This is a genomic window from Streptomyces sp. 3N207 (assembly GCF_052246355.1).
In the GTDB taxonomy this organism is placed as follows: Bacteria; Actinomycetota; Actinomycetes; order Streptomycetales; family Streptomycetaceae; genus Streptomyces.
The window spans coordinates 240,177-262,761 of the sequence record NZ_JBQQBV010000011.1; the positions used below are offsets into that span (position 1 = coordinate 240,177).

The 22,585-nt window shown below is 69.2% G+C and carries 18 protein-coding genes; 12 read left to right on the forward strand and 6 right to left on the reverse strand.

Annotation, left to right across the window (positions count from 1 at the left end):
- Window positions 1–5: 5 nt before the first annotated feature.
- From glpK to ACTWP9_RS19360, 3 genes are all read right to left on the reverse strand, one after another.
- Window positions 6–1,550, reverse strand: a complete 1,545-nt coding sequence (gene glpK / locus ACTWP9_RS19350; protein WP_443247454.1) for a glycerol kinase GlpK — start codon at window positions 1,548–1,550, stop codon at window positions 6–8.
- A 52-nt stretch (window positions 1,551–1,602) separates the two neighbouring features.
- Complete coding sequence (locus tag ACTWP9_RS19355) at window positions 1,603–2,376, reverse strand: MIP/aquaporin family protein (protein ID WP_443247455.1); 774 nt, start codon at window positions 2,374–2,376, stop codon at window positions 1,603–1,605.
- Between the two features lie 285 nt (window positions 2,377–2,661).
- Window positions 2,662–3,426 carry an IclR family transcriptional regulator gene (locus tag ACTWP9_RS19360; protein WP_443247456.1) on the reverse strand — a complete coding sequence of 255 codons (765 nt, stop codon included), beginning with the start codon at window positions 3,424–3,426 and terminating at the stop codon, window positions 2,662–2,664.
- A 218-nt stretch (window positions 3,427–3,644) separates the two neighbouring features.
- Between ACTWP9_RS19360 and metH the strand changes: the two genes are divergently transcribed.
- From metH to ACTWP9_RS19375, 3 genes are all read left to right on the forward strand, one after another.
- Window positions 3,645–7,166, forward strand: coding sequence for a methionine synthase (gene metH, locus ACTWP9_RS19365; RefSeq protein ID WP_443247457.1), 3,522 nt, complete (start codon window positions 3,645–3,647; stop codon window positions 7,164–7,166).
- Window positions 7,167–7,320: 154 nt separating this feature from the next.
- Entirely contained in the window at window positions 7,321–8,022 is a 702-nt protein-coding gene (locus tag ACTWP9_RS19370; protein ID WP_443247458.1) for an HAD family hydrolase, read from the forward strand.
- 404 nt (window positions 8,023–8,426) lie between these two features.
- On the forward strand, window positions 8,427–10,022 hold the full coding sequence (locus ACTWP9_RS19375) for an ABC transporter substrate-binding protein (RefSeq protein WP_443247459.1): 1,596 nt from the start codon (window positions 8,427–8,429) through the stop codon (window positions 10,020–10,022).
- A gap of 138 nt (window positions 10,023–10,160) precedes the next feature.
- Here ACTWP9_RS19375 and ACTWP9_RS19380 read toward each other — a convergent pair whose 3' ends face one another.
- Entirely contained in the window at window positions 10,161–10,832 is a 672-nt protein-coding gene (locus tag ACTWP9_RS19380; protein WP_443247460.1) for a response regulator, read from the reverse strand.
- 42 nt (window positions 10,833–10,874) lie between these two features.
- Complete coding sequence (locus ACTWP9_RS19385; RefSeq protein WP_443247461.1) at window positions 10,875–11,798, reverse strand: RecB family exonuclease; 924 nt, start codon at window positions 11,796–11,798, stop codon at window positions 10,875–10,877.
- A gap of 141 nt (window positions 11,799–11,939) precedes the next feature.
- On the opposite strand from ACTWP9_RS19385, the gene ACTWP9_RS19390 reads away from it, so the two are divergent.
- From ACTWP9_RS19390 to prcA, 9 genes are all read left to right on the forward strand, one after another.
- Window positions 11,940–13,232 carry a site-2 protease family protein gene (locus ACTWP9_RS19390; protein ID WP_443247462.1) on the forward strand — a complete coding sequence of 431 codons (1,293 nt, stop codon included), beginning with the start codon at window positions 11,940–11,942 and terminating at the stop codon, window positions 13,230–13,232.
- A 31-nt stretch (window positions 13,233–13,263) separates the two neighbouring features.
- On the forward strand, window positions 13,264–14,169 hold the full coding sequence (locus ACTWP9_RS19395) for a tRNA (adenine-N1)-methyltransferase (protein WP_443247463.1): 906 nt from the start codon (window positions 13,264–13,266) through the stop codon (window positions 14,167–14,169).
- 347 nt (window positions 14,170–14,516) lie between these two features.
- Window positions 14,517–15,074 (forward strand): hypothetical protein, encoded by a 558-nt coding sequence (locus ACTWP9_RS19400; RefSeq protein WP_443247464.1) that lies wholly within the window; start codon window positions 14,517–14,519, stop codon window positions 15,072–15,074.
- A 263-nt stretch (window positions 15,075–15,337) separates the two neighbouring features.
- Window positions 15,338–17,104 carry a proteasome ATPase gene (arc, locus tag ACTWP9_RS19405; protein ID WP_443247465.1) on the forward strand — a complete coding sequence of 589 codons (1,767 nt, stop codon included), beginning with the start codon at window positions 15,338–15,340 and terminating at the stop codon, window positions 17,102–17,104.
- A 231-nt stretch (window positions 17,105–17,335) separates the two neighbouring features.
- Window positions 17,336–18,847 (forward strand): depupylase/deamidase Dop, encoded by a 1,512-nt coding sequence (dop, locus tag ACTWP9_RS19410; protein ID WP_443247466.1) that lies wholly within the window; start codon window positions 17,336–17,338, stop codon window positions 18,845–18,847.
- 145 nt (window positions 18,848–18,992) lie between these two features.
- Window positions 18,993–19,211, forward strand: coding sequence for a ubiquitin-like protein Pup (locus ACTWP9_RS19415; protein WP_443247467.1), 219 nt, complete (start codon window positions 18,993–18,995; stop codon window positions 19,209–19,211).
- 120 nt (window positions 19,212–19,331) lie between these two features.
- Entirely contained in the window at window positions 19,332–19,820 is a 489-nt protein-coding gene (locus ACTWP9_RS19420) for an endonuclease VII domain-containing protein (RefSeq protein ID WP_443247468.1), read from the forward strand.
- Complete coding sequence (prcB, locus tag ACTWP9_RS19425) at window positions 19,772–20,617, forward strand: proteasome subunit beta (RefSeq protein ID WP_443247469.1); 846 nt, start codon at window positions 19,772–19,774, stop codon at window positions 20,615–20,617. The genes ACTWP9_RS19420 and prcB overlap by 49 nt, the downstream gene beginning before the upstream one ends.
- A 34-nt stretch (window positions 20,618–20,651) precedes the next feature.
- Entirely contained in the window at window positions 20,652–21,401 is a 750-nt protein-coding gene (gene prcA, locus ACTWP9_RS19430) for a proteasome subunit alpha (protein ID WP_443247470.1), read from the forward strand.
- Between the two features lie 42 nt (window positions 21,402–21,443).
- Here the strand turns inward: prcA and ACTWP9_RS19435 are convergent, their stop codons facing one another.
- Window positions 21,444–22,541 (reverse strand): LacI family DNA-binding transcriptional regulator, encoded by a 1,098-nt coding sequence (locus tag ACTWP9_RS19435; RefSeq protein ID WP_443247471.1) that lies wholly within the window; start codon window positions 22,539–22,541, stop codon window positions 21,444–21,446.
- Window positions 22,542–22,585 lie beyond the last annotated feature (44 nt).

The window sequence follows — 22,585 nt, forward strand, 5'->3', positions numbered from 1 at the left end:
TACTCTCAGTTCTCCTCTTCGATCCAGCCCATGGTCCGCTCCACGGCCTTGAGCCAGCTCCGGTATTCCCGCTCACGCGTGTCCGCGTCCATGCGGGGGGTCCATTCAGCGGCGCGCTTCCAGTTGGCCCGCAGCTCGTCGGTGTCCGACCAGAAGCCGACGGCCAGGCCGGCCGCGTATGCCGCACCGAGACAGGTGGTCTCAGCAACCATCGGACGGACGACGGGCGCGTCCAGTACGTCCGAGATGGTCTGCATCAGCAGATTGTTGGCGGTCATACCGCCGTCCACCTTCAGCGCGGCCAGCTCGACGTCCGAGTCCTTCTGCATCGCGTCGACTATTTCCCTGGTCTGCCAGGCCGTCGCCTCCAGCACCGCGCGGGCCAGGTGCGCCTTGGTGACGTAGCGGGTCAGGCCGGCCAGGACGCCGCGCGCGTCCGAGCGCCAGTACGGGGCGAACAGCCCGGAGAACGCCGGGACGAAGTAGGCGCCGCCGTTGTCCTCGACGGAGCTGGCCAGCGTCTCGATCTCCGCCGCGCTGTTGATCATCCCCATCTGGTCGCGCATCCACTGCACCAGCGAGCCGGTGACCGCGATGGAGCCCTCCAGCGCGAAGACCGGCTGCTGGTCACCGATGCGGTAGCCGACCGTGGTGAGCAGCCCGTTGTAGGAGTTGACCGGCTCGTGGCCGGTGTTCATCAGCAGGAAGGTGCCGGTGCCGTACGTGGACTTGGCCTCGCCCTGCGCGAAGCAGGTCTGGCCGAACAGCGCCGCCTGCTGGTCGCCCAGCGCGGAGGCGACGGGCAGCCCCGCCAGCTCACCGGTGGCCTCGCCGTACACCTCGGACGAGGACCGGATCTCGGGCAGCACCTCCATGGGGATGCCGATGGAGGCACAGATCTTCTCGTCCCACGCCATGGTGTGCAGGTTCATCAGCAGCGTGCGGGAGGCGTTGGTGACGTCGGTGACGTGCTTGCCCCCGTCGGGCCCGCCGGTCAGGTTCCAGATGACCCACGAGTCCATGGTGCCGAAGAGGATCTCGCCCCGCTCGGCGCGCTCCCGCAGCCCCTCGACGTTGTCGAGCAGCCAGCGGATCTTCGGGCCTGCGAAGTAGGACGCCAGCGGCAGTCCGGTCTCGCGGCGGAACCGGTCCTGGCCGACGTTGCGGCCCAGCTCCTTGCAGAGCGTGTCGGTGCGGGTGTCCTGCCAGACGATGGCGTTGTGCACCGGTCGGCCGGTTGCCTTCTCCCACAGGACGGTCGTCTCGCGCTGGTTGGTGATGCCCAGCGCCAGGACGTCGCTCTTGGTGACCCCGGCCTTCTCCAGCGCGCCCGTGACCACCTGCTGGACGTTGGTCCAGATCTCGGCGGCGTCGTGCTCGACCCAGCCCGGCTTCGGCAGGATCTGCTCGTGCTCCTTCTGGTCGACCGCGACGATCCGGCCGTCCTTGTCGAAGACGATGCAGCGGCTGGACGTGGTGCCCTGGTCGATCGCGGCTATGAAGGGCCCGCCGCCGTGTGCGGAGGCGTGGGTGCTGTGGGTGTCGCTCATGGTGTTTCTGCTCCGATGCGTCGTTGGTTCGGTCGGCGGTCGGGTCTGTCGCTCATCCCCAGGCGAGGTTGTAGACCCCGGCGGCGACGGCGGCGCCGACCATCGGGCCCACCACGGGCACCCAGGCATAGCTCCAGTCGCTGCCGCCCTTGTTGGGCAGCGGCAGCACCGCGTGGATGATGCGAGGACCGAGGTCACGCACCGGGTTGATGGCGTAGCCCGTGGGCCCGCCGAGCGACAGACCGATACCGACGACGACCAGCGCGGTGATCAGGGCGCCCATCTTGCCGAGGCCGACGGTGCCGTCGACGTCCTTGACCAGGCCCTGGGTGAGGATCGCGATGATGAGCACGAACGTCGCGATGACCTCGGTGAGGAAGTTCAGCAGCGGCTTGCGCACCTCGGGGGAGGTGAAGAAGACACCGTGCACGGGGCCCGGGTTCGCGTTCTTCAGCTCGACGGCGTCCGGCTCCCGCAGGGTGACCTGGAACTGTGCGTAGTAGACGAGCCAGACCAGCACCGCGCCGAGCATGGCACCGAGCATCTCGCTGCCCAGGTACACCGGAACGTCGCTCCAGGGGAGGGCCCCCTTGCCTTCCTTCATGGCGAGGGCCAGAGTGACGGCGGGGTTGAGATGGGCGCCCGAGGACTGAGCGATGTACGCGCCCGTGAGAACCGCGAAGCCCCAGCCGAAGGCTATGGCCACCCAGCCGGCTGCGAATGCCTTGGAGCGCTTCAGATTGACTGCGGCGCACACGCCGCCACCGAGGAGGACCAGCACCATGGTGCCGAGGACCTCACTCGCGAAGATGTCGGAGCTGGACACCCGGGACTCCTTTGTCACTTATGTCTTGGGGGCATCTCCCACCGGAGGGCTGGGGGAGGGTGGCGGGCCGGTCGGTAAGCGTCCGGTGTTCGACAATGTCGACCGCCGAACGGCAACTTTTCTCCTAAGTGAGGGTCCCGTCAAGGGGCAGTGACAGATGACTCCTGCCTGTCATCCTGCGGGCACACAGCGGTGGCAGCACCCCCGGGCGCCCAGACGGCGTGGCAGGTCCACCCGGGCGCCCGGAACCGCCGGGCCCGGCCGTCGACCCACCGGGGCCAGGGCTCAGAACCGCTGCGCGCCCAGGTCCCGGGAGACCGCGCGGGCCGTGTCGCGTACGGCCGCGACCAGCCGGGAGAGCGGCTCATCGCCCTCACACATCCGTTCAACGGCCCCGGTTATCCCCACCGCGCCCACCGGCATCCGGCGCCGGTTGTAGATCGGCGCGGCCACCGAGGCGAGTCCGTCCCAGGTCTCCTCCACGTCCGCCGCCCAGCCGCGCGCCCGAACGATTTCCAGCAGCGCCTCGAACCGTTCGGGGTCGGTCACCGTGCGCTCGGTGAAGGCCGGCCGCTCCCCGTCCAGCGCCTCGCTCAGCGCCACCGGGTCGTACGCGGAGAGCACCTTGCCCAGCGCAGTGCTGTGCAGCGGCTGCATGGCGCCGACCTCCAGCACCTGGCGGCTGTCGTCCGGGCGGAAGACGTGGTGCACGATGAGCACGCCCTGCTGGTGGAGCACGCCCAGATAGACACTCTCCCCGCTGGAGCGGGCCAGGTCGTCCGTCCAGACCAGGGCCCTGGCCCGCAGTTCGTGCACGTCCAGATAGCTGTTGCCCAGGCGCAGCAGCTCGGCCCCGAGCTGGTAGCGGCCGGTGACCGGCTCCTGCTCCACGAAGCCCTCCTGCTGGAGGGTGCGCAACAGCCCGTGCGCCGTACCCTTGGCCAGGTCGAGGGCCGAAGCGATCTCGGAGAGCCCGAGCCGTCGTTCGCCGCCCGCCAACAGCCGTAGTACGGCCGCCGCACGCTCCAGCGACTGGATGGTCCGGGCCATCGGTCCTCCCTGACCTGCTGCCTTGAATTCGACAATGCCGAACGCTATCGCTTCATGTCGACGGGGTGGTAGTCGGGATCGAGCCGGGATCGAGCAGGGGAGTGTCCGATGGTCGGAATGTCGACCGGCACTCTTGCGTCCGCCCGCTACGCTGACCGGATGCGCTGCCGTACCGGCGCGCAAAGCCGACAGCCGTCGCATCCCAGGGAGCTTCTTCCATGGCCTCGTCGCCGAGCAGCACGACCGCATCCTCGTCCCCCACCCGGGCCGAAGCGCTTCGCCAGGCGCTGGCCTCCCGGGTGGTCGTCGCCGACGGCGCGATGGGGACGATGATCCAGGCGCAGGACCCGACGCTGGAGGATTTTGAGCAGCTGGAGGGCTGCAACGAGATCCTGAACGTGACCCGCCCCGACATCATCCGCACGGTGCACGAGGAGTACTTCGCCGCCGGCGTGGACTGTGTGGAGACCAACACCTTCGGCGCCAACCACGCGGCGCTGGGGGAGTACGAGATCACCGACCGCATCTTCGAGCTCTCCGAGACGGGCGTACGCATCGCCCGCGACGTCGCCGAGGAGTTCGAGTCCGGCGACGGCCGGATGCGCTGGGTGCTGGGCTCGATGGGCCCGGGCACCAAGCTGCCGACCCTCGGCCATGCCCCGTACGCCACGCTGCGGGACGCCTACCAGCAGAACGCCGAAGGCATGATCGCGGGCGGCGCCGACGCGCTGCTGGTGGAGACCACCCAGGACCTGCTCCAGACCAAGGCGTCCGTCATCGGCGCCCGCCGGGCCATGGAGGCGGCCGGCGTGGACCTGCCGCTGCTGTGCTCGGTCACCGTCGAGACGACCGGCACGATGCTGCTCGGCTCCGAGATCGGCGCGGCACTCGCCGCCCTGGAGCCGCTGGGCATCGACATGATCGGCCTGAACTGCGCGACCGGCCCCGCCGAGATGAGCGAGCACCTGCGCTATCTGGCCCAGCACTCCCGCGTCCCGCTGTCGTGCATGCCGAACGCCGGTCTGCCGGTGCTGGGCAAGGACGGCGCCCACTACCCGCTCACCCCGCAGGAGCTGGCGGACGCGCACGACACCTTCGTCCGCGACTACGGCCTCTCCCTGGTGGGCGGCTGCTGCGGTACGACGCCCGAGCACCTGCGGCAGCTGGTGGAGCGGGTGCGCGACCGTGCGCCGGCGCCGCGCGAACCGCAGCCGGAGCCGGCGGCGGCCTCCCTCTACCAGGCGGTGCCCTTCCGCCAGGACACCTCGTACCTGGCCATCGGGGAGCGGACCAACGCCAACGGGTCCAAGAAGTTCCGCGAGGCGATGCTGGAGGGGCGCTGGGAGGACTGCGTCGAGCTGGCCCGCGAACAGATCCGCGAGGGCGCCCACATGCTCGACCTGTGTGTCGACTACGTCGGCCGCGACGGCGTCGCCGACATGGCGGAGCTGGCCGGGCGGCTGGCCACAGCCTCCACGCTGCCCATCGTGCTGGACTCCACCGAGATCGCCGTCATCCAGGCCGGGCTGGAGAAGCTGGGCGGCCGGGCCGTCATCAACTCCGTCAACTACGAGGACGGCGCCGGCCCGGACTCCCGCTTCGCGAAGGTCACCAAGCTGGCGGCCGAGCACGGCGCCGCGCTCATCGCGCTGACCATCGACGAGGAGGGCCAGGCCCGTACCGCCGAGCACAAGGTCGCCATCGCCGAGCGCCTCATCGCGGACCTGACCGGCAACTACGGCATCCACGAGTCGGACATCCTCATCGACGTCCTCACCTTCACCATCTGCACCGGCCAGGAGGAGTCCCGCAAGGACGGCATCAACACGATCGAGGCCATCCGGCTGCTCAAGCAGAAGCACCCCGACGTACAGACCGTGCTGGGCCTGTCGAACATCTCCTTCGGTCTGAACCCGGCCGCGCGGATCGTGCTCAACTCCGTCTTCCTCGACGAGTGCGTCAAGGCGGGGCTGGACTCCGCGATCGTGCACGCCAGCAAGATCCTGCCGATCTCCCGCTTCGACGAGGCGGAGGTCACCACGGCCCGGGATCTGATCTACGACCGGCGCAGCGAGGGCTACGACCCGCTGCAGAAGCTGATGGAGCTGTTCGAGGGCGCCACCGCCAAGTCGATGAAGGCCGGCAAGGCCGAGGAGCTGGCGGCCCTCCCGCTGGAGGAGCGCCTCCAGCGCCGCATCATCGACGGCGAGCGCAACGGCCTGGAGGCCGACCTGGACGAGGCGCTGGAGGAGCGGCCCGCGCTCGACATCGTCAACGACACGCTGCTGGCGGGCATGAAGGTCGTCGGGGAGCTGTTCGGCTCCGGCCAGATGCAGCTGCCGTTCGTGCTCCAGTCGGCCGAGGTGATGAAGGCCGCCGTCGCCCACCTCGAACCGCACATGGAGAAGGCCGAGGACGCCGAGGGCAAGGGCACGATCGTGCTGGCCACGGTGCGCGGCGACGTCCACGACATCGGCAAGAACCTGGTCGACATCATCCTGTCCAACAACGGCTACCAGGTCGTCAACCTCGGCATCAAACAGCCGGTGAGCGCCATCCTGGAGGCCGCGGCCGAACACCGCGCGGATGTGATCGGCATGTCCGGGCTGCTGGTGAAGTCCACGGTGATCATGAAGGAGAACCTGGAGGAGCTCAACCAGCGCAAGATGGCGACCGACTTCCCGGTCATCCTCGGCGGCGCCGCGCTCACCCGGGCCTACGTCGAGCAGGATCTGCACGAGATCTACGAGGGCGAGGTCCGCTACGCCAAGGACGCCTTCGAAGGGCTGAGCCTCATGGACGCCCTGATGGACGTCAAGCGCGGCGTCCCCGGCGCCAAGCTGCCCGAGCTCAAGCAGCGCCGGGTGCCCAAGCGGGACCTCGACATCCCCGAGCCGGAGGTCAACGACGGCTCCGTCCGGTCCGATGTTGCGGTCGACAACCCCGTCCCGGAGCCGCCCTTCTGGGGAACCCGCGTCGTCAAGGGCCTCCAGCAGCAGGACTACGCCTCCTGGCTCGACGAAGGCGCCCTGTTCAAGGGCCAGTGGGGGCTCAAGGAGGCCCGCAAGGGCGGCGGCCCCACCTACGAGGAGCTGGTGGAGACCGAGGGCAGGCCGCGGCTGCGCGGCTGGCTGGAGCGGCTGCAGACGGAGAACCTGCTGGAGGCGTCCGCCGTCTACGGCTACTTCCCCTGCTACTCCAAGGGCGACGATCTGATCCTGCTGGACGAGCAGGGCAACGAGCGCACCCGCTTCACCTTCCCCCGCCAGCGGCGCGGCCGCCGGCTGTGCCTGGCCGACTTCTTCCGTCCGGAGGACTCGGGCGAGACGGACGTGGTCGGGCTGCAGGTGGTCACCGTCGGCTCGAAGATCGGCGAGAAGACCGCCGAGCTGTTCGCGGGCGACGCCTACCGCGACTACCTGGAGCTGCACGGCCTCTCCGTGCAGCTCGCCGAGGCGCTGGCCGAGTACTGGCACGCCCGGGTCCGCAGCGAACTCGGCTTCGCGGCCGAGGACCCCGACCAGATGCAGGGCATGTTCGACCTGAAGTACCGGGGAGCGCGCTTCTCCCTGGGCTACGGCGCCTGCCCCAATCTGGAGGACCGCGCCAAGATCGCTGAGCTGCTGCGGCCCGAGCGGATCGGCGTCGAGCTGTCCGAGGAGTTCCAGCTGCACCCCGAACAGTCGACCGACGCGATCGTGCTGCACCACCCCGAGGCCAAGTATTTCAACGCCCGATGAGGGTAGAGGTCATACACTGATCGGTCCGGTTCAGGCCGGTCGTCCCCTTCCACCGGGGTTCCGCCGGAGTCCACAGGGATTCCGCGGGGTTCCGCCGCGAGGGGGCGGCCGGCCTTGTCGTCCCTTTGGGGTCGTCTTTCAAGGAGGTGCTGCGATGGCCGATCCGTCCCCCGCCGTCACCACTCTGACGGGTGAGGAGCCCGCGCTCCAGGCCGTGCTGCTGGACATGGACGGCACCCTGGTCGACACCGAGGACTTCTGGTGGGACGCGGAGGTCGAGGTCTTCGCCGAGCTGGGACACGAGCTGCGCGACGAGTGGCGCACCGTGGTGGTCGGCGGGCCCATGTCGCGCAGCGCGGGCTTTCTGATCGAGGCCACGGCCGCCGATATCGGTCTGGAAGAGCTGAGCGTGCTGCTGAACGCCAAGTTCATCGAGCGGCTGGAGCGCGGCGTCCCGCTGATGCCCGGCGCCCGCCGCCTGCTGGCGGAGCTGGCGGCGCACCGGATCCCCGCAGCGCTCGTCTCCGCCTCGCACCGCACCGTCGTGGACCGCATGCTCACCTGGATCGGCCGCGAGAACTTCGCCTTCACGGTCGCCGGTGACGAACTGGCCCGCACCAAGCCGCACCCGGACCCGTATCTGACCGCGGCGCGCCGGCTGGGTGCCGACCCGGCACGCTGCGCCGTGCTGGAGGACACCGCCACCGGTGTCGCCGCTGGCGAGGCCGCCGGGTGTCATGTCGTGGCCGTGCCGTCCATCGCGCCGATCAAGCCCAAGTCCGGCCGCACCATTGTGAGTTCACTGGAAGAAGTCGATCTCGAATTTCTGCGTTCGCGGATCATGGTCACGCGTTGAAGCGCTCAGTTCCGTACCGGATTCGATTCTGACCGGACGCGGAAAATCCGCTGTCCTGACCCGGGAAATCCACTGCTGCGGGTGGCGCAAAACGTTGAACTCCGGTGTCCGGTGCGCAGATTGGTCCAGTGACGTTCGTCACGCACAACCCCCTCGACGGCGCGAGTGACGTGTGGTTCCCCTGGTGCTGGTGGGGAAAATGTCCTTCCGTTGTGTCCGCATTGGTAGAACGACGCGGAGATCGTTCCGGCGTCCGAATAGCGGACAGGAAGCTCGTGGTTTCTGTCCGTGAAACCGGCTCCGTGGCCTGCGCTTCGGAAGCGACCGGAGTAGACCATTAATGTCGGTGTACCGGCCATTCCACCCCTGCAGCAAACCCTGGCCGGCCGAGGAGATCGTCGACCATGAACCGTAAAACTGTGGTGCTGCCGGTGCTTGCCGCCGGGCTGCTCACGCCGCTTCTCGCCGGGTGCGGGACCGAAAAGGGCGGAAGCGCCGGCGGCGATGCGATCGTCGTCGGTACGACGGACCACTTCGCGGTCGGCAAGAACGCGCCGGCCCCGTTCGACCCGGCGGCGGCGTACGACGTCGCGGCCTGGGGCGTCATGCGCAACACCTTCCAGACGCTCCTGCGCCTCCCGCGCGCCGGCACCTCCCCGGTGCGGGACGCCGCCGCCAAGTGCGGCTTCACCGACACGGCGAACGAGCAGTACCGCTGCACCCTGCGCGAGGGGCAGACGTTCTCCAACGGGCACGCGCTGGACGCCGAGGACGTCGAGTTCTCCCTGCGGCGCCTCAAGCGCATCAACCACAAGGGCGGCCCCGCCGTCCTCTTCAGCAACCTCGACCGCGTCGAGGCCCACGGAAAGAACCGGATCGTCTTCCACCTCAAGAAGCCCGACGCGACCTTCCCGTACAAGCTGACCACCCCGGCCGCCGCCATCGTCGACAGCCAGACCTACCCGGCCGACTCCCTCACCAAGGGCGGCCGGCTGACCGGCTCGGGCCCCTACGCGCTCGGCAGCATCGACGCCAAGTCCGCGGTCCTCACCAAGAACCCGCACTACAACGGTGGGCTGAAGCTGCAGAACAGCGAGATCGAGCTGCGCTTCTTCGACGGCGCCACAGGCATGGAGAAGGCGCTCAAGGCGGGCGACATCGATGTCATGGGCCGGACCATCTCGCCCCGCCAGGTCGGCCGGCTCGGCGAGGCCCAGGGCAACGGCATCGAGCTGGTCGAGCAGCCCGGCCAGGAGATCCGCTACCTCGCCTTCGACACCGACGACGACACCGCGGGCAAGAAGGCCGTCCGCCAGGCCATGGCCCAGCTCGTCGACCGCAAGAAGATCGTCCGGGACGCCTACGACCGCAGCACCGAGCCGCTCTACAGCATCGTGCCCGCCGGGCTGCCGGCCCACCGCAACTCGTTCTTCAACAAGTACGGCGACCCCAGCAAGGAGGCGGCCGAGCGCACCCTGCGCAAGGCCGGCATCGACAAGCCCGTCAAGCTCACCCTCACCTACACCACCGACCACTACGGCGACGCCACCGCCAAGGAGTTCGCCGTCCTGAAGCAGCAGCTCAACGAGAGCGGTCTCTTCGACGTACGGACCAAGGGCGTCGAGTGGGACCGGTTCCGCCCCGCGGCCACCGACGGCAAATACCAGGTCTGGGGCTACGGCTGGTACCCGGACTTCCCCGACGCCGACAATTTCGTCGCCCCCTTCTTCGAGAAGGACAACTTCCTCGGCTCGCCGTACACCAACCGCGAGATCCGCGACAAGCTGGTCCCGCAGACCCGCCGCCAGACCGAACGCGCCGCCACCACCGGCACCTTCGGCCGCGCCCAGGACATCGCCGCCGAGGACGTCCCGGTGCTCCCTCTCTGGCAGGGCAAGCAGTACCTCGCGGCGCGCGACGACATCACCGGCGTCGAATGGGCCCTCAACTCCTCCTCGGTGCTCCAACTGTGGGAGCTGGGCCGCGGTGAGAGCGACTGACGCTTACGGGGGCGCGTCCCCCCGCTGCGCTTGGGCAGTCTGCTCCCCCAAGCTCTTCGAGCAGGGGGTGCCCCCCAGGGCGCAGGGTGGGCAAGCGCAGCCCCCATTGCCGGGTACGCAAGATCCGGCGGACCCTCCCTACGCGGAGCCTGGCCGCACCAGTCCGCTCTCGTACGCGTACACCGCCGCCTGCACCCGGTCGCGCAGCCCCAACTTGGTCAGCACATGGCCGACATGCGTCTTGACCGTCGTCTCGCTCACGAACAGATCCGCCGCGATCTCCGCGTTCGACAGCCCCCGCGCCACCAGCTTCAGTACTTCCACCTCACGCTCGGTCAGCTGGTGCAGCGTGTCCGGCACCGGGTCCTCGCCCGAGGGAAGCTTGCCCGCGTACTTGTCCAGCAGCCGGCGGGTGATGCTCGGTGCCAGCATCGCCTCGCCCGCCGCCACCACCCGGATGGCCTGCACCAGCTCACCGGCGGGCGCGTCCTTCAGCAGGAACCCGCTGGCCCCGGCCCGCAGCGCCTCCACCACATACTCGTCCAGGTCGAAGGTGGTGAGCACCAGCACCTTCGCCGGGCCGTCCTTGGCGGGGCCGGTGATCCGACGGGTCGCCTCCACACCGTCCATCCGGGGCATCCGGATGTCCATCAGCACCACGTCGGGCTGCAGCGCCCGCACCTGGTCCAGCGCCTGCAGACCGTCACCTGCCTCACCGACCACCGCCAGGTCCTGCTCGGCCTCCAGAATCATCCGGAAGCCGGTGCGCAGCAGCGGCTGGTCGTCGACCAGCAGTACGCGGATTGCCACGGGAACTCCTCAGGGGGACGGCAACGGTCGCCCCATTCTCACTCAGCCCCCGGCTCTGTTGCCCGCTGCCCCTTTCGACTCGGAAGCCGGCCCCGGTTCCGACCCGGACTCCGGCTCCGGCCCACGCGGCTCGGGCAGCCGGGGCTGGATCATCAGCGGATACGGCGGGGGAGTGCCGCCGAACTCGGGGCAGTGCACCTGGTGGTCGCACCAGCCGCACAGCTTGCTCGGCTTGGGGCGCCAGTCGCCCGTCTCCGTCGCCCGCTCGATCGCGTCCCACAGCGCCAGCAGCTTGCGCTCGGTGGCCAGCAGGTCGCGCTCGTCCGGGTCGTAGGTGAGGACGTCGCCGCTGCCCAGGAAGACCAGCTGCAGCCGCCGGGGCACCACCCCGCGCAGCCGCCACAGCACCAAGGCGTAGAACTTCATCTGGAACAGCGGGCCCTCGGTGTACTCGGGGCGCGGCGCCTTGCCCGTCTTGTAGTCGACGATCCGCACCTCACCGGTGGGGGCCACATCCACCCTGTCGATGATCCCGCGCAGCCGCAGCCCCGAATCCAGCCGCGCCTCCACGAACAGCTCGCGCTCCGCGGGCTCCAACCGGGTGGGGTCCTCCAGGGTGAACCACCGCTCCACCAGCGCCTCGGCCTCCGCCAGCCACTGCGCCAACTGGGCGCCGTCCGAGGCGTCCTCCGCGAACAGCTCGGCCAGCTCCGGACGCTTGGCCAGCAGCCGCTCCCACTCCCCGGCCACCATGGCCCGCGCCCGCCGCGCGCTGCGCTCCGGGGCCGGAGCGTCGAAGAGTCTTTCCAGCACCGCATGCACCACCGTCCCCCGGGTGGCGGCGGCCGAAGGCTTCTCCGGCAGTTTGTCGATCACCCGGAAGCGGTAGAGCAGCGGGCACTGCATGAAGTCCCCCGCCCGGGAGGGCGACAGCGAGGTCGGCGGTGTGGCCGCGCTGGTTTTCATGGGGTAAGACCCTACGGCCCACCACTGACAGCGGACACTTACCATCGACGGCAGACCCCCTCGCGTCGGGTGATCGCCAACCCGAGGCTGATTCAGCCGCGCGGCGCAGCGGGGCGCGAGGGAAGCAGCAGAGGGGAACCCGTGGCGGACGAGGACAACGACGGGAAGCCGCGGTCCGGCGGCTCCGGCGAGGGGAACGGCCCCGAAGAGCCGAAGCGCCGTCAGCCGGTTCCGGGCAGACCCGTGCGCCCCAACCGGCCGGGCGGCGGCATCCTGATGGGCCGTCCGTTCGGCGTCCCCATCTACGTCGCCCCGTCCTGGTTCCTCGTCGCGCTCCTGATCACCTGGGTCTTCGGCGGACAGCTCGGCCAAGTACTGCCCGAGCTGGGTGCGGTCCGCTATCTGATCGCGCTCTTCTTCGCCGTCGCCTTCTACGCCTCCGTCCTCGTCCACGAGCTCGCTCACACGGTCGCCGCGCTCCGCTTCAAACTGCCGGTCCGCCGCATCCAGCTCCAGTTCTTCGGCGGCGTCTCCGAGATCGAGAAGGAGTCCGAGACCCCCGGCCGCGAATTCGTCCTCGCCTTCGTGGGCCCGCTGCTCTCCCTCGCCCTGGCCGGCCTCTTCTACGGTGCGATGTACGCCGTGGAGCCCCGTACCGTCCCCAGCGTCCTGCTCGGGGGGCTGATGTTCTCCAACCTCATCGTCGCCGCCTTCAATCTGCTGCCCGGCCTCCCGCTGGACGGCGGCCGGATGCTGCGCGCCGTCATCTGGAAGATCAGCGGCAAGCCGATGACCGGCACCGTCGTCGCCGCCTGGATCGGCCGGGCGCTGGCCGTCACCGTGCTGATCGGCCTCCCGCTGGCCACCCACGCGGGCGGCCTGTCCAGGGACGGCGTCAGCGGCACGGACTCCCTCACCCACGCGCTGCTCGCCGCGATCCTGGCCGCCATCATCTGGACCGGGGCCGGCAACAGCCTGCGGATGGCCAGGCTGCGCGAGCGTCTGCCCGAGCTGAGTGCCCGTTCGCTGACCCGGCGTGCCGTCCCCGTCGAGACCGACACCCCCCTGTCCGAGGCCCTGCGCCGGGCCAACGCGGCGGGCGCCCGCGGCCTGGTCGTCGTCGACGGCAAGGGCGACCCGCTCTCCCTGGTGCGGGAGGCCGCCATCGCCTCCGTACCCGAACACCGCCGCCCCTGGGTCGCGGTCAGCACCCTCGCGCAGGACCTGAAGGAGGGCATGCGGGTCCCCGCCGAGCTGGCCGGGGAGGACCTGTTGGAGTGGCTGCGCGCCACCCCCGCCACCGAGTATCTGGTGGTGGAGGAGACCGGCGAGATCTACGGGGTGCTGTCCACCGCTGACGTCGAGCGCGCCTTCGTCGAGGCCATGTCCAAGCGCCCGGAGCAGGACGGCGACGGCGCCAGGCCCACCGGCTAGCCGCACTCCGCGGACCGGCTAGGCTGTGCGTATGTCCGAACCGACCGGTGCCGCCCGCCGTCGCGGGCCCTTCAAGGTCGGGGACCAGGTCCAGCTCACCGACCCAAAGGGACGCCACTACACGATCACCCTCGAAGAGGGAAAGAGCTTCCATACCCACAAGGGAGCCTTCCCCCACGACGAGCTGATCGGTGCGCCCGAGGGGAGTGTCGTCCGTACCACCGGAAACGTCGCCTACCTCGCGCTGCGTCCACTGCTCCCCGACTACGTCCTGTCCATGCCGCGGGGAGCCGCCGTCGTCTACCCGAAGGACGCCGGACAGGTGCTCGCCATGGCCGACATCTTCCCCGGCGCGCGTGTCGTCGAGGCGGGGGTCGGCTCCGGCTCGCTCAGCACCTTTCTGCTCCGCGCCATCGGCGACCAGGGCATGCTCCACTCCTACGAGCGCCGTGCCGATTTCGCCGAGATCGCCCAGCAGAACGTGGAGCGCTACTTCGGCAGCCCCCACCCGGCCTGGACGCTGACCGTCGGTGACCTCCAGGACAACCTCACCGACAGTGACGTGGACCGCGTCATCCTCGACATGCTCGCCCCCTGGGAGTGCCTGGAGGCCGTCTCCAAGGCCCTGGTGCCCGGCGGCATCCTGTGCGCCTACGTCGCCACCACCACGCAGCTGGCGCGCATGGTCGAGTCGATCCGCGAGTTCGGGACCTTCAACGAGCCGCAGGCGTGGGAGACGATGGTGCGCAACTGGCACATCGAGGGTCTCGCCGTCCGCCCCGACCATCGCATGATCGGCCACACCGGCTTTCTGCTCACCGCCCGTCGGCTGGCCGACGGCGTCGAGCCGCCGCTGCGCCGCCGCCGGCCCGCCAAGGGCGCCTACGGCGAGGACTACACGGGCCCCGGCAGCCAGTCCGGCGGCGGCCGGGCGTAACGCCGACCGCCGCGGCCCAGGTCGGACGCGGTGGCGCGGTGACCGCCCTCGCCGCGAACGCCGCACCCTCTCCGCGGTAGTCGTTCGCCGTCGCCGGTAGGCGTTCGCCGTCGCGGCGGACGGAAGGCCCTGCCGCGGACAGAAGGCCCCGCCACTTCTCGCTGGCCCCGGTACGACACGCTGCCCCGCCCCGTACGAACCCGGGTGCGGGGCAGCGCCGTTGGCCGGCGCGGGCCCTCGCGGCGACGGCCTCCGCAGAGCGGCCCCCGCCGTTCCGCGGCAGTGTGACCTATGGCACGATGCGTAGCACTCCGCGTTCGTCTCGTCCCGCACAGGAGTCACCCCGAGTGACGGAACTGCCGCACACCCGCACCCGCGCCGTCCACTGGCTCGCCACCGCCGCAGCCCTCGCCGCCGTGCTCGGCGGCACGGCCCTCCTGCAACCCGCCACCGCCACCCCCGCACCCGCCACGGGCACCTCCGGTCAGGCCCCCGACCCGGTCCGCGCCCGCTACCCGCTGGACTGCGGTCCGTCCAGGGCCGGCATCGACGTACTCGACAAGGCCGCCGCCGACTTCGACGGCGACGGCACCGCGGAAACAGTCGCGGTCGTCCGCTGCCAGGCGCGCGGGGGCACCCCGCCCAGCGCGGTCTTCGTACTCTCCGGAACCGCACAGAGCGGACGCCCGCGGATCGCCGCCACCCTCGTCAAGCACCGGGAGAGGATGTCGGTCCGGGACCTCGCGGTGCGGGGCACCACCATCTCCGCGACCCTCCTCGGCTACTCCTCGGCCGACGTGCCGCGCTGCTGCCCCGACAAGCGACGCACGGTCAAGTGGGAGTGGCGCCAGGGGAAGTTCGCCCTGCGTCCCGGGCCGGTCGCGGGCGGTGGCGTCAGCGTCTGACGGGCCCTCCCGCGGCCCGGTACGGAACCGCCTCCTCGACTCCGCCTCGGGACGAAATAGTGCGGCACTTGAAGGGTGTTGAACGTCTCGGCACCACAACCGGTCGCTTTCAGATGGTTGTGGGTGGGTATTCCCTGTCCTGAGGGAGTGCGCAAGGGTGAAGATCGGACACACCCCGACCGTCTTTGTGATCTAGGGGTTTCAACCCGCACCGGCCCAGGTAGGGTCGAAGCGTCCAGCTCCCCCTGGAGGAGGTGAGGACCGTGGCAGCCCACGACGACGACACCAACCGCGGCATCCGGCCCGGTCGGGGTTCCGAAGACCCGTCCGGCCAGATCGCCTACCTTGAGCAGGAAATCGCCGTCCTGCGCCGCAAGCTCGCCGACTCTCCGCGGCACACTCGTATTCTCGAGGAGCGGATCGTCGAGCTGCAGACCAACCTGGCCGGTGTGTCCGCCCAGAACGAGCGGCTCTCCAACACGCTCCGCGAGGCGCGTGACCAGATCGTGGCCCTCAAGGAAGAGGTCGACAGGCTCGCCCAGCCACCGGCGGGCTTCGGAGTATTCCTGCAGGCGAACGACGACGACACGGCCGACATCTTCACCGGAGGCAGAAAACTCCGGGTGAACGTCAGCCCCAACGTCGACCTCCAGTCGCTCCAGCGCGGCCAGGAGCTCATGCTGAACGAGGCGCTCAACGTGGTCGAGGCCATGGAGTTCGAGCGCGCGGGTGACATCGTCACCCTCAAGGAAGTACTCGACGACGGAGAGCGAGCGCTGGTCGTCGGCCACACCGACGAGGAGCGCGTCGTCCGGCTCGCCGAGCCGCTGCTGAACACCACGCTGCGGGCCGGTGACGCCCTGCTGCTGGAGAGCCGCTCCGGCTACGTCTTCGAGGTCGTGCCCAAGAGCGAGGTCGAGGAACTGGTCCTCGAAGAGGTCCCCGACATCGACTACACCAAGATCGGTGGCCTCGGCGGACAGATCGAGCAGATCAGGGACGCCGTCGAGCTCCCGTATCTGTACCCGGACCTCTTCCGGGAGCACGAACTGCGCCCGCCCAAGGGTGTGCTGCTCTACGGCCCGCCCGGCTGCGGCAAGACGCTGATCGCCAAGGCGGTGGCCAACTCGCTGGCCAAGAAGGTCGCCGAGGTCACCGGCCTGCCCCAGGGGAAGAGCTACTTCCTCAACATCAAGGGCCCCGAGCTGCTCAACAAGTACGTGGGCGAGACCGAGCGGCACATCCGGCTCGTCTTCCAGCGGGCCCGGGAGAAGGCCAGCGAGGGCACGCCCGTCATCGTCTTCTTCGACGAGATGGACTCCCTCTTCCGCACCCGTGGCTCGGGCGTAAGCTCGGACGTGGAGAACACCATCGTCCCGCAGCTGCTCTCCGAGATCGACGGCGTGGAGGGCCTGGAGAACGTCATCGTCATCGGCGCCTCGAACCGCGAGGACATGATCGACCCGGCGATCCTGCGTCCCGGCCGGCTGGACGTGAAGATCAAGATCGAGCGCCCGGACGCCGAGGCGGCCAAGGACATCTTCTCCAAGTACCTCACCCCGAACCTGCCGCTCCACGCGGACGACGTCGCGGAGCACGGCGGCAATGTGGAGGCCGCCTGCGACGCCATGATCCAGTCGGTCGTGGAGCAGATGTACGCGGAATCGGAGGAGAACCGCTTCCTCGAGGTCACCTACGCCAACGGTGACAAGGAAGTCCTCTACTTCAAGGACTTCAACTCCGGCGCCATGATCGAGAACATCGTCGGCCGGGCCAAGAAGATGGCCATCAAGGCGTACCTGGACCACAACCAGAAGGGTCTGCGCGTCTCCCATCTCCTGTCGGCCTGCGTGGACGAGTTCAAGGAGAACGAGGACCTGCCCAACACCACCAACCCGGACGACTGGGCCCGCATCTCCGGCAAGAAGGGCGAGCGGATCGTGTACATCCGCACCCTCGTCACCGGCAAGCAGGGAGCGGACACCGGCCGTTCCATCGATACCGTCGCCAACACCGGTCAGTACCTGTAACGAGGACCGATTCCGGCTGCGGGTCCCCGCCCGGGGTACCCGCAGCCGGATTGTTTCCCGGAGCATCGAGGAAGTCCGCAGAGTGATCTCCCCACTCCACTCCGTGCGTCATAGGCTCTTCCCTACCGCCGCGACGCGCAGTGCGCAGGAGGGGGCCGCACACGGGACGGATGCGCAGCGGGACTTGAACGGTGGTCCACCGGCGGGCCGCCGTCAGGCAAGGAGGGCCGCATGACCGTACGGCGCGTAATGGGCATCGAGACCGAGTACGGCATTTCCGTGCCCGGCCACCCCAACGCCAATGCCATGCTCACCTCGTCCCAGGTCGTCAACGCCTACGCGGCCGCGATGCACCGGGCGCGCCGCGCCCGCTGGGACTTCGAGGAGGAGAACCCGCTGCGGGACGCCCGCGGCTTCGATCTGGCGCGTGAGTCGGCCGACGCCAGCCAGCTGACGGACGAGGACATCGGCCTGGCCAACGTCATCCTCACCAACGGAGCCCGGCTCTACGTCGACCACGCCCACCCCGAGTACAGCGCCCCCGAGGTCACCAACCCGCGGGACGCCGTGCTGTGGGACAAGGCGGGCGAGCGGATCATGGCCGAGGCCGCCGAGCGCGCGGCCGAGGTCCCCGGCACCAGCCCGATCCACCTCTACAAGAACAACACCGACAACAAGGGCGCCTCGTACGGCACGCACGAGAACTATCTGATGAAGCGGGAGACCCCGTTCTCGGAGATCGTGCGGCATCTGACCCCTTTCTTCGTCTCCCGGCAGGTCGTGTGCGGAGCGGGACGGGTGGGACTGGGGCAGGACGGCAGCGAGCACGGGTTCCAGCTGAGCCAGCGCGCCGACTACTTCGAGGTCGAGGTCGGACTGGAGACCACGCTCAAGCGGCCCATCATCAACACCCGTGACGAGCCGCACGCGGACGCCGAGAAGTACCGGCGGCTGCATGTGATCATCGGGGACGCCAACCTCTCGGAGGTCTCCACCTACCTCAAGCTGGGCACGACCTCGCTGGTCCTGTCCATGATCGAGGACGGCTTCATCGCCGTCGATCTCGCCGTCGACCAGCCCGTCCGCACCCTGCACCAGGTCTCCCACGATCCGACACTCGAACGGCTGATCACCCTCCGCAACGGCCGCACCCTCACCGCGGTACAGCTCCAGATGGAGTACTTCGAGCTGGCCCGCAAATACGTGGAGGAGCATTGGGGCGCCGACGCGGACGAGCAGACCCGGGATGTGCTGGCCCGCTGGGAGGACGTGCTGGGCCGGCTCGAACGCGACCCCATGAGCCTGGCGGGAGAGCTGGACTGGGTCGCCAAACGCGAGCTGATGGAGGGCTACCGCCGCCGCGACGGGGTCGACTGGGACGCCCCCCGGCTGCACCTGGTCGATCTCCAGTACGCGGACGTACGCTCCGACAAGGGCCTCTACAACCGGCTGGTCTCCCGCGGGAGCATGCAGCGGCTGCTGTCCGAGGAGGAGGTCAAGGAGGCCGCCTTCAAGCCGCCGGAGGACACCCGCGCCTACTTCCGCGGCCGCTGTCTGGAGCAGTACGCCGACGACGTGGCCGCCGCCTCCTGGGACTCGGTCATCTTCGACCTCCCCGGCCGTGACTCTCTGCAACGGGTCCCGACCCTGGAGCCGCTGCGGGGTACCCGTAACCACGTGAAGGAGCTGCTGGACCGCTGCCGCACAGCGGAAGAGCTGGTGAAGGTGCTTTCGGGCGGCTGAATCGCGGCTATTCGGTCCGCGGTCCGGGAATCATCGAGGTGGTTGCCGGACGTTGTAAGAACGAAGGAGCCGATGACAGTCCCGGCTTGTAGGGTCTGATCTTGTACGTTCCGCGTACACCACCGAACCGAGCGGGGTGAGGGATATGGCGACCAAGGACACCGGCGGCGGACAGCAGAAGTCCACACGTCAAACCGAGGAGACCGAGGAGCAGACCCAGGACGCGCAGGTCTCCGAGGACCTCAAGGAACGGCAGGAGGCGCTCTCGGACGACGTGGACTCGGTGCTGGACGAAATCGACGACGTACTCGAAGAGAACGCAGAGGATTTTGTTCGGAGTTTTGTGCAAAAGGGTGGACAGTGAGTAATGCCCGATTTGCACAAAGAGAAACATTGCCGCAAGTGTGACAGAACCCTTCCGTCGGCCTCATTCGCTTCGGACAAGAACCGACGAGATGGGCTCCAGCCTTACTGCCGGGAGTGCGTGGCCAGGTATTCGGCCACGCACTACCGGCGGCGCCGGGCGGCCTTGGGCAAGAAGGTACGAGAAAAGATTGTCGTTCCTGCTGGCCACAAGTTCTGTCGCATATGCGAGAAGGCCAAGCATCATGCTGAGTGGCACAAGAACGCGACGGCGTCGGACGACCTTTCAACACGGTGCAAGGAATGCAAAGCAGCCCAAGGGCGTGCCGGGCATCTCAAGCGCCAGTACGGAATGACCGTGGGACAGCGCAAAGCTCTGCTGGACGAGCAGTTCGGTATCTGCCCGATCTGCCTGAAGCCCGGTCCTGAGCATGTGGATCACGATCATGAGACGGGTAGGGTCCGGGGCGTACTGTGCTTCAGCTGCAACGCCGCGCTGGGGCAGTTCAGGGATCGGCCGGACGTCATGCGGCGTGCGGCCGCCTACGTGGAAGGAAACGTGTGGAAGCCGAAATTGGTAGCACCGGGCGTCTACCGGCTGCCTTCCTGACGCCGGGGTCGTCCTCCTTCATGGACTTTCTGTCAGCCCACGCCCCCGAGCAACTGCCGGGCAACCGGCCGCTGCCGCCCGTGGAGGGTGCCGTGCAGGCGCCGCACGGGACCACGATCGTGGCCGTGACCTTCGCCGGCGGCGTGGTGCTGGCCGGGGACCGGCGGGCGACGATGGGCAACGTCATCGCGCAGCGGGACATCGAGAAGGTGTTCCCCACCGACGAGCACTCCGCCGTGGGCATCGCGGGCACCGCGGGGCTGGCGGTGGAGATGGTGAAGCTGTTCCAGCTGGAGCTGGAGCACTTCGAGAAGGTGGAAGGGTCCACGCTCTCCCTGGAAGGCAAGGCCAACCGCCTCTCCACGATGATCCGCAGCAACCTGGGCATGGCAATGCAGGGCCTCGCCGTGGTGCCGGTGTTCGCCGGGTTCGATCTGGACCGCGGCAAGGGCCGGATCTTCTCCTACGACGTGACGGGCGGCCGTTCCGAGGAGCAGGGCTTCGCCGGAGTCGGCTCCGGTTCGGTCTTCGCGCGCGGCTCGCTCAAGAAGCTCTACCGCGACGAGATGACCGAGGAGCAGGCCGCCACGGTGGTCCTCCAGGCGCTCTACGACGCGGCGGACGACGACTCGGCCACCGGCGGTCCCGATATGACGCGCCGTATCTACCCGATCGTCGTGGCGATCACCGAGGACGGTTACCGCAGGCTGAGCGAGGAGGAGGTCTCCGGGCTGGCGCAGACGGTGCACGACGGCCGCCTCCAGCTGCCAAACGGGCCGCAGGCCCCCGTCTCCTAGAGCACTCATTCGGACAGGAAGGGACGGATAGCCGGTGTCGACGCCGTTCTATGTGTCACCCCAGCAGGCAATGGCCGATCGCGCCGAGTATGCCCGCAAGGGCATCGCGCGTGGACGCAGCGTGGTCGTGTTGCAGTACGCGGACGGCATCGTTTTCGTCGCCGAGAACCCCTCTCGGGCACTGCACAAGGTCAGCGAGATCTACGACCGGATCGCCTTCGCCGCAGTCGGCAAGTACAACGAGTTCGAGAACCTGCGCATCGGCGGTGTCCGCTACGCCGACCTGCGCGGCTACACCTATGACCGCGAGGATGTCACGGCGCGCGGCCTTGCCAATGTATACGCCCAGACGCTGGGCACGATCTTCTCCGCGAACGCGGAGAAGCCCTATGAAGTGGAGCTGATCGTCGCCGAGGTGGGCCCGGCCCCCGAGGACGACCAGATCTACCGGCTGCCGCACGACGGCTCGATCGTGGACGAGCACGGTTCGGTCGCTGTCGGCGGCAACTCCGACCAGATCGGCAGCTACATGGACCAGCGGCACCGGGAGGGAATGTCGCTGGGCGAGGCGCTGAAGCTCGCCGTCGAGGCGCTCAAGCGGGACAGCAACGGCAGCGAACGGACACTGACCGCCGAGCAGTTGGAGGTCGCCGTACTGGACCGGGAGCGCCCCCAGCGGCGTAAGTTCAAGCGCGTCCCCGCCGGCCAGGTGGCCCGCCTGCTGGAGGAGACCCCGGCTCCGGAGAGCACGGAGGACGAGACCGAGGGCGGCGAAGAGAAGTAAGACCCCGGACCCCGCCCCGCGCCGGTTCGAGGGGCGGGGGTCCTAGGGGGAGACCGGCAGGTCGGTGGAGGGGCAGGGGCCGGTCGAGCCGCGTACCACCAACCGCACCGGCAATCGCACTGCTTCCACCTGCTGACCGTCCAGCACGGCCAGCAGGGCCCGCATGCCGGCGACCCCCACCCGCTGGGCGGGCAACCGTACGGTCGTCAGCTCGGGCTCCACGGCGGTGGCGAGGGCGACATCGTCGACCCCGGTCACCGAGACCTCCTCCGGCACCCGCAGGCCGAGCCGTCGCGCAGCCTTCAGCGCGCCGACAGCGAGCAGGTCGTCGTCGCACACGAGGGCGGTCGGCCTGCCTTCGGCGGTGTCCGCGGCGGGGGATCCGTAAGCCGCCGTCAGCGCCCGGGTGGCCGCCTCCAGTCCGCCGGCCACGCTCAGTGGCCCGCGTGCGGTGTGCACCAGGGCGGCTCCGCTCGTGTGCAGCTCTTCGTGCAGCGCCCGCGCCCGGATCTCGAAGGTCCAGGAGTCCACGTCGGCCGCGATATGGGCGATCCTGCGGTGGCCCAGCTTCCGCAGATGGGCGACCACCTGCCGCATGCCGTCGGCGAGATCGACGTTGACGGTGGCGTCACAGGCTCCCTCGTCGCTGTCCAGCATCACCAGGGGCAGCCCCTCGCCGCGCAGGGCCGCGAGGGCTTCGGGGGCCATGGAGGAGGCGATGACGCCGTCGAGCGCGGTGCGGGCCGAGGCGAAGGGGTCGGGGGCCGCGTTGATGCCTTCGGGTGAGGGGTAGAGGACGATCCCGAAGTCGTGTTCCCCGGCGACCTCGGCGGCTCCGCGGTGCACGTTGGCGAAGAAGTCGTTGGTGAGCGCGGGGACGACCAGCAGCGCCGTGCGGGTGCGGCCCAGGCGCAGGGTACGGGCCGCGAGGTTGGGGCGGTAGCCGAGCTCACGGGCCGCTGCGCGGACGGCTTCGGCGGTGCGGGCGGAGACCCGGCCCTCCCATTTGCCGCCGAGCACGAGTGAGACGGTGGCCTGTGAGACGCCCGCAGCACCGGCCACGTCGTGGCCGGTGGGCCGGTTGCGGCCGCGGTTTCCGCTGCCATGATCCCCGTCGGCTGATGCGTGCTGTCCTGGCACGAAAACTCCTTCACCGCGGCTGCCTTGGCATGGTACGTATGGCG

What these genes read in the sequence shown, in the direction of transcription:
- glpK (WP_443247454.1), bottom strand. Translation starts at nt 1,550, where the DNA reads ATGAGCGACACCCACAGCACCCACGCCTCCGCACACGGCGGCGGGCCC.
- ACTWP9_RS19360 (WP_443247456.1), bottom strand. Translation starts at nt 3,426, where the DNA reads ATGGCCCGGACCATCCAGTCGCTGGAGCGTGCGGCGGCCGTACTACGG.
- metH (WP_443247457.1), top strand. Translation starts at nt 3,645, where the DNA reads ATGGCCTCGTCGCCGAGCAGCACGACCGCATCCTCGTCCCCCACCCGG.
- ACTWP9_RS19370 (WP_443247458.1), top strand. Translation starts at nt 7,321, where the DNA reads ATGGCCGATCCGTCCCCCGCCGTCACCACTCTGACGGGTGAGGAGCCC.
- ACTWP9_RS19375 (WP_443247459.1), top strand. Translation starts at nt 8,427, where the DNA reads ATGAACCGTAAAACTGTGGTGCTGCCGGTGCTTGCCGCCGGGCTGCTC.
- ACTWP9_RS19385 (WP_443247461.1), bottom strand. Translation starts at nt 11,798, where the DNA reads ATGAAAACCAGCGCGGCCACACCGCCGACCTCGCTGTCGCCCTCCCGG.
- ACTWP9_RS19395 (WP_443247463.1), top strand. Translation starts at nt 13,264, where the DNA reads ATGTCCGAACCGACCGGTGCCGCCCGCCGTCGCGGGCCCTTCAAGGTC.
- dop (WP_443247466.1), top strand. Translation starts at nt 17,336, where the DNA reads ATGACCGTACGGCGCGTAATGGGCATCGAGACCGAGTACGGCATTTCC.
- ACTWP9_RS19415 (WP_443247467.1), top strand. Translation starts at nt 18,993, where the DNA reads ATGGCGACCAAGGACACCGGCGGCGGACAGCAGAAGTCCACACGTCAA.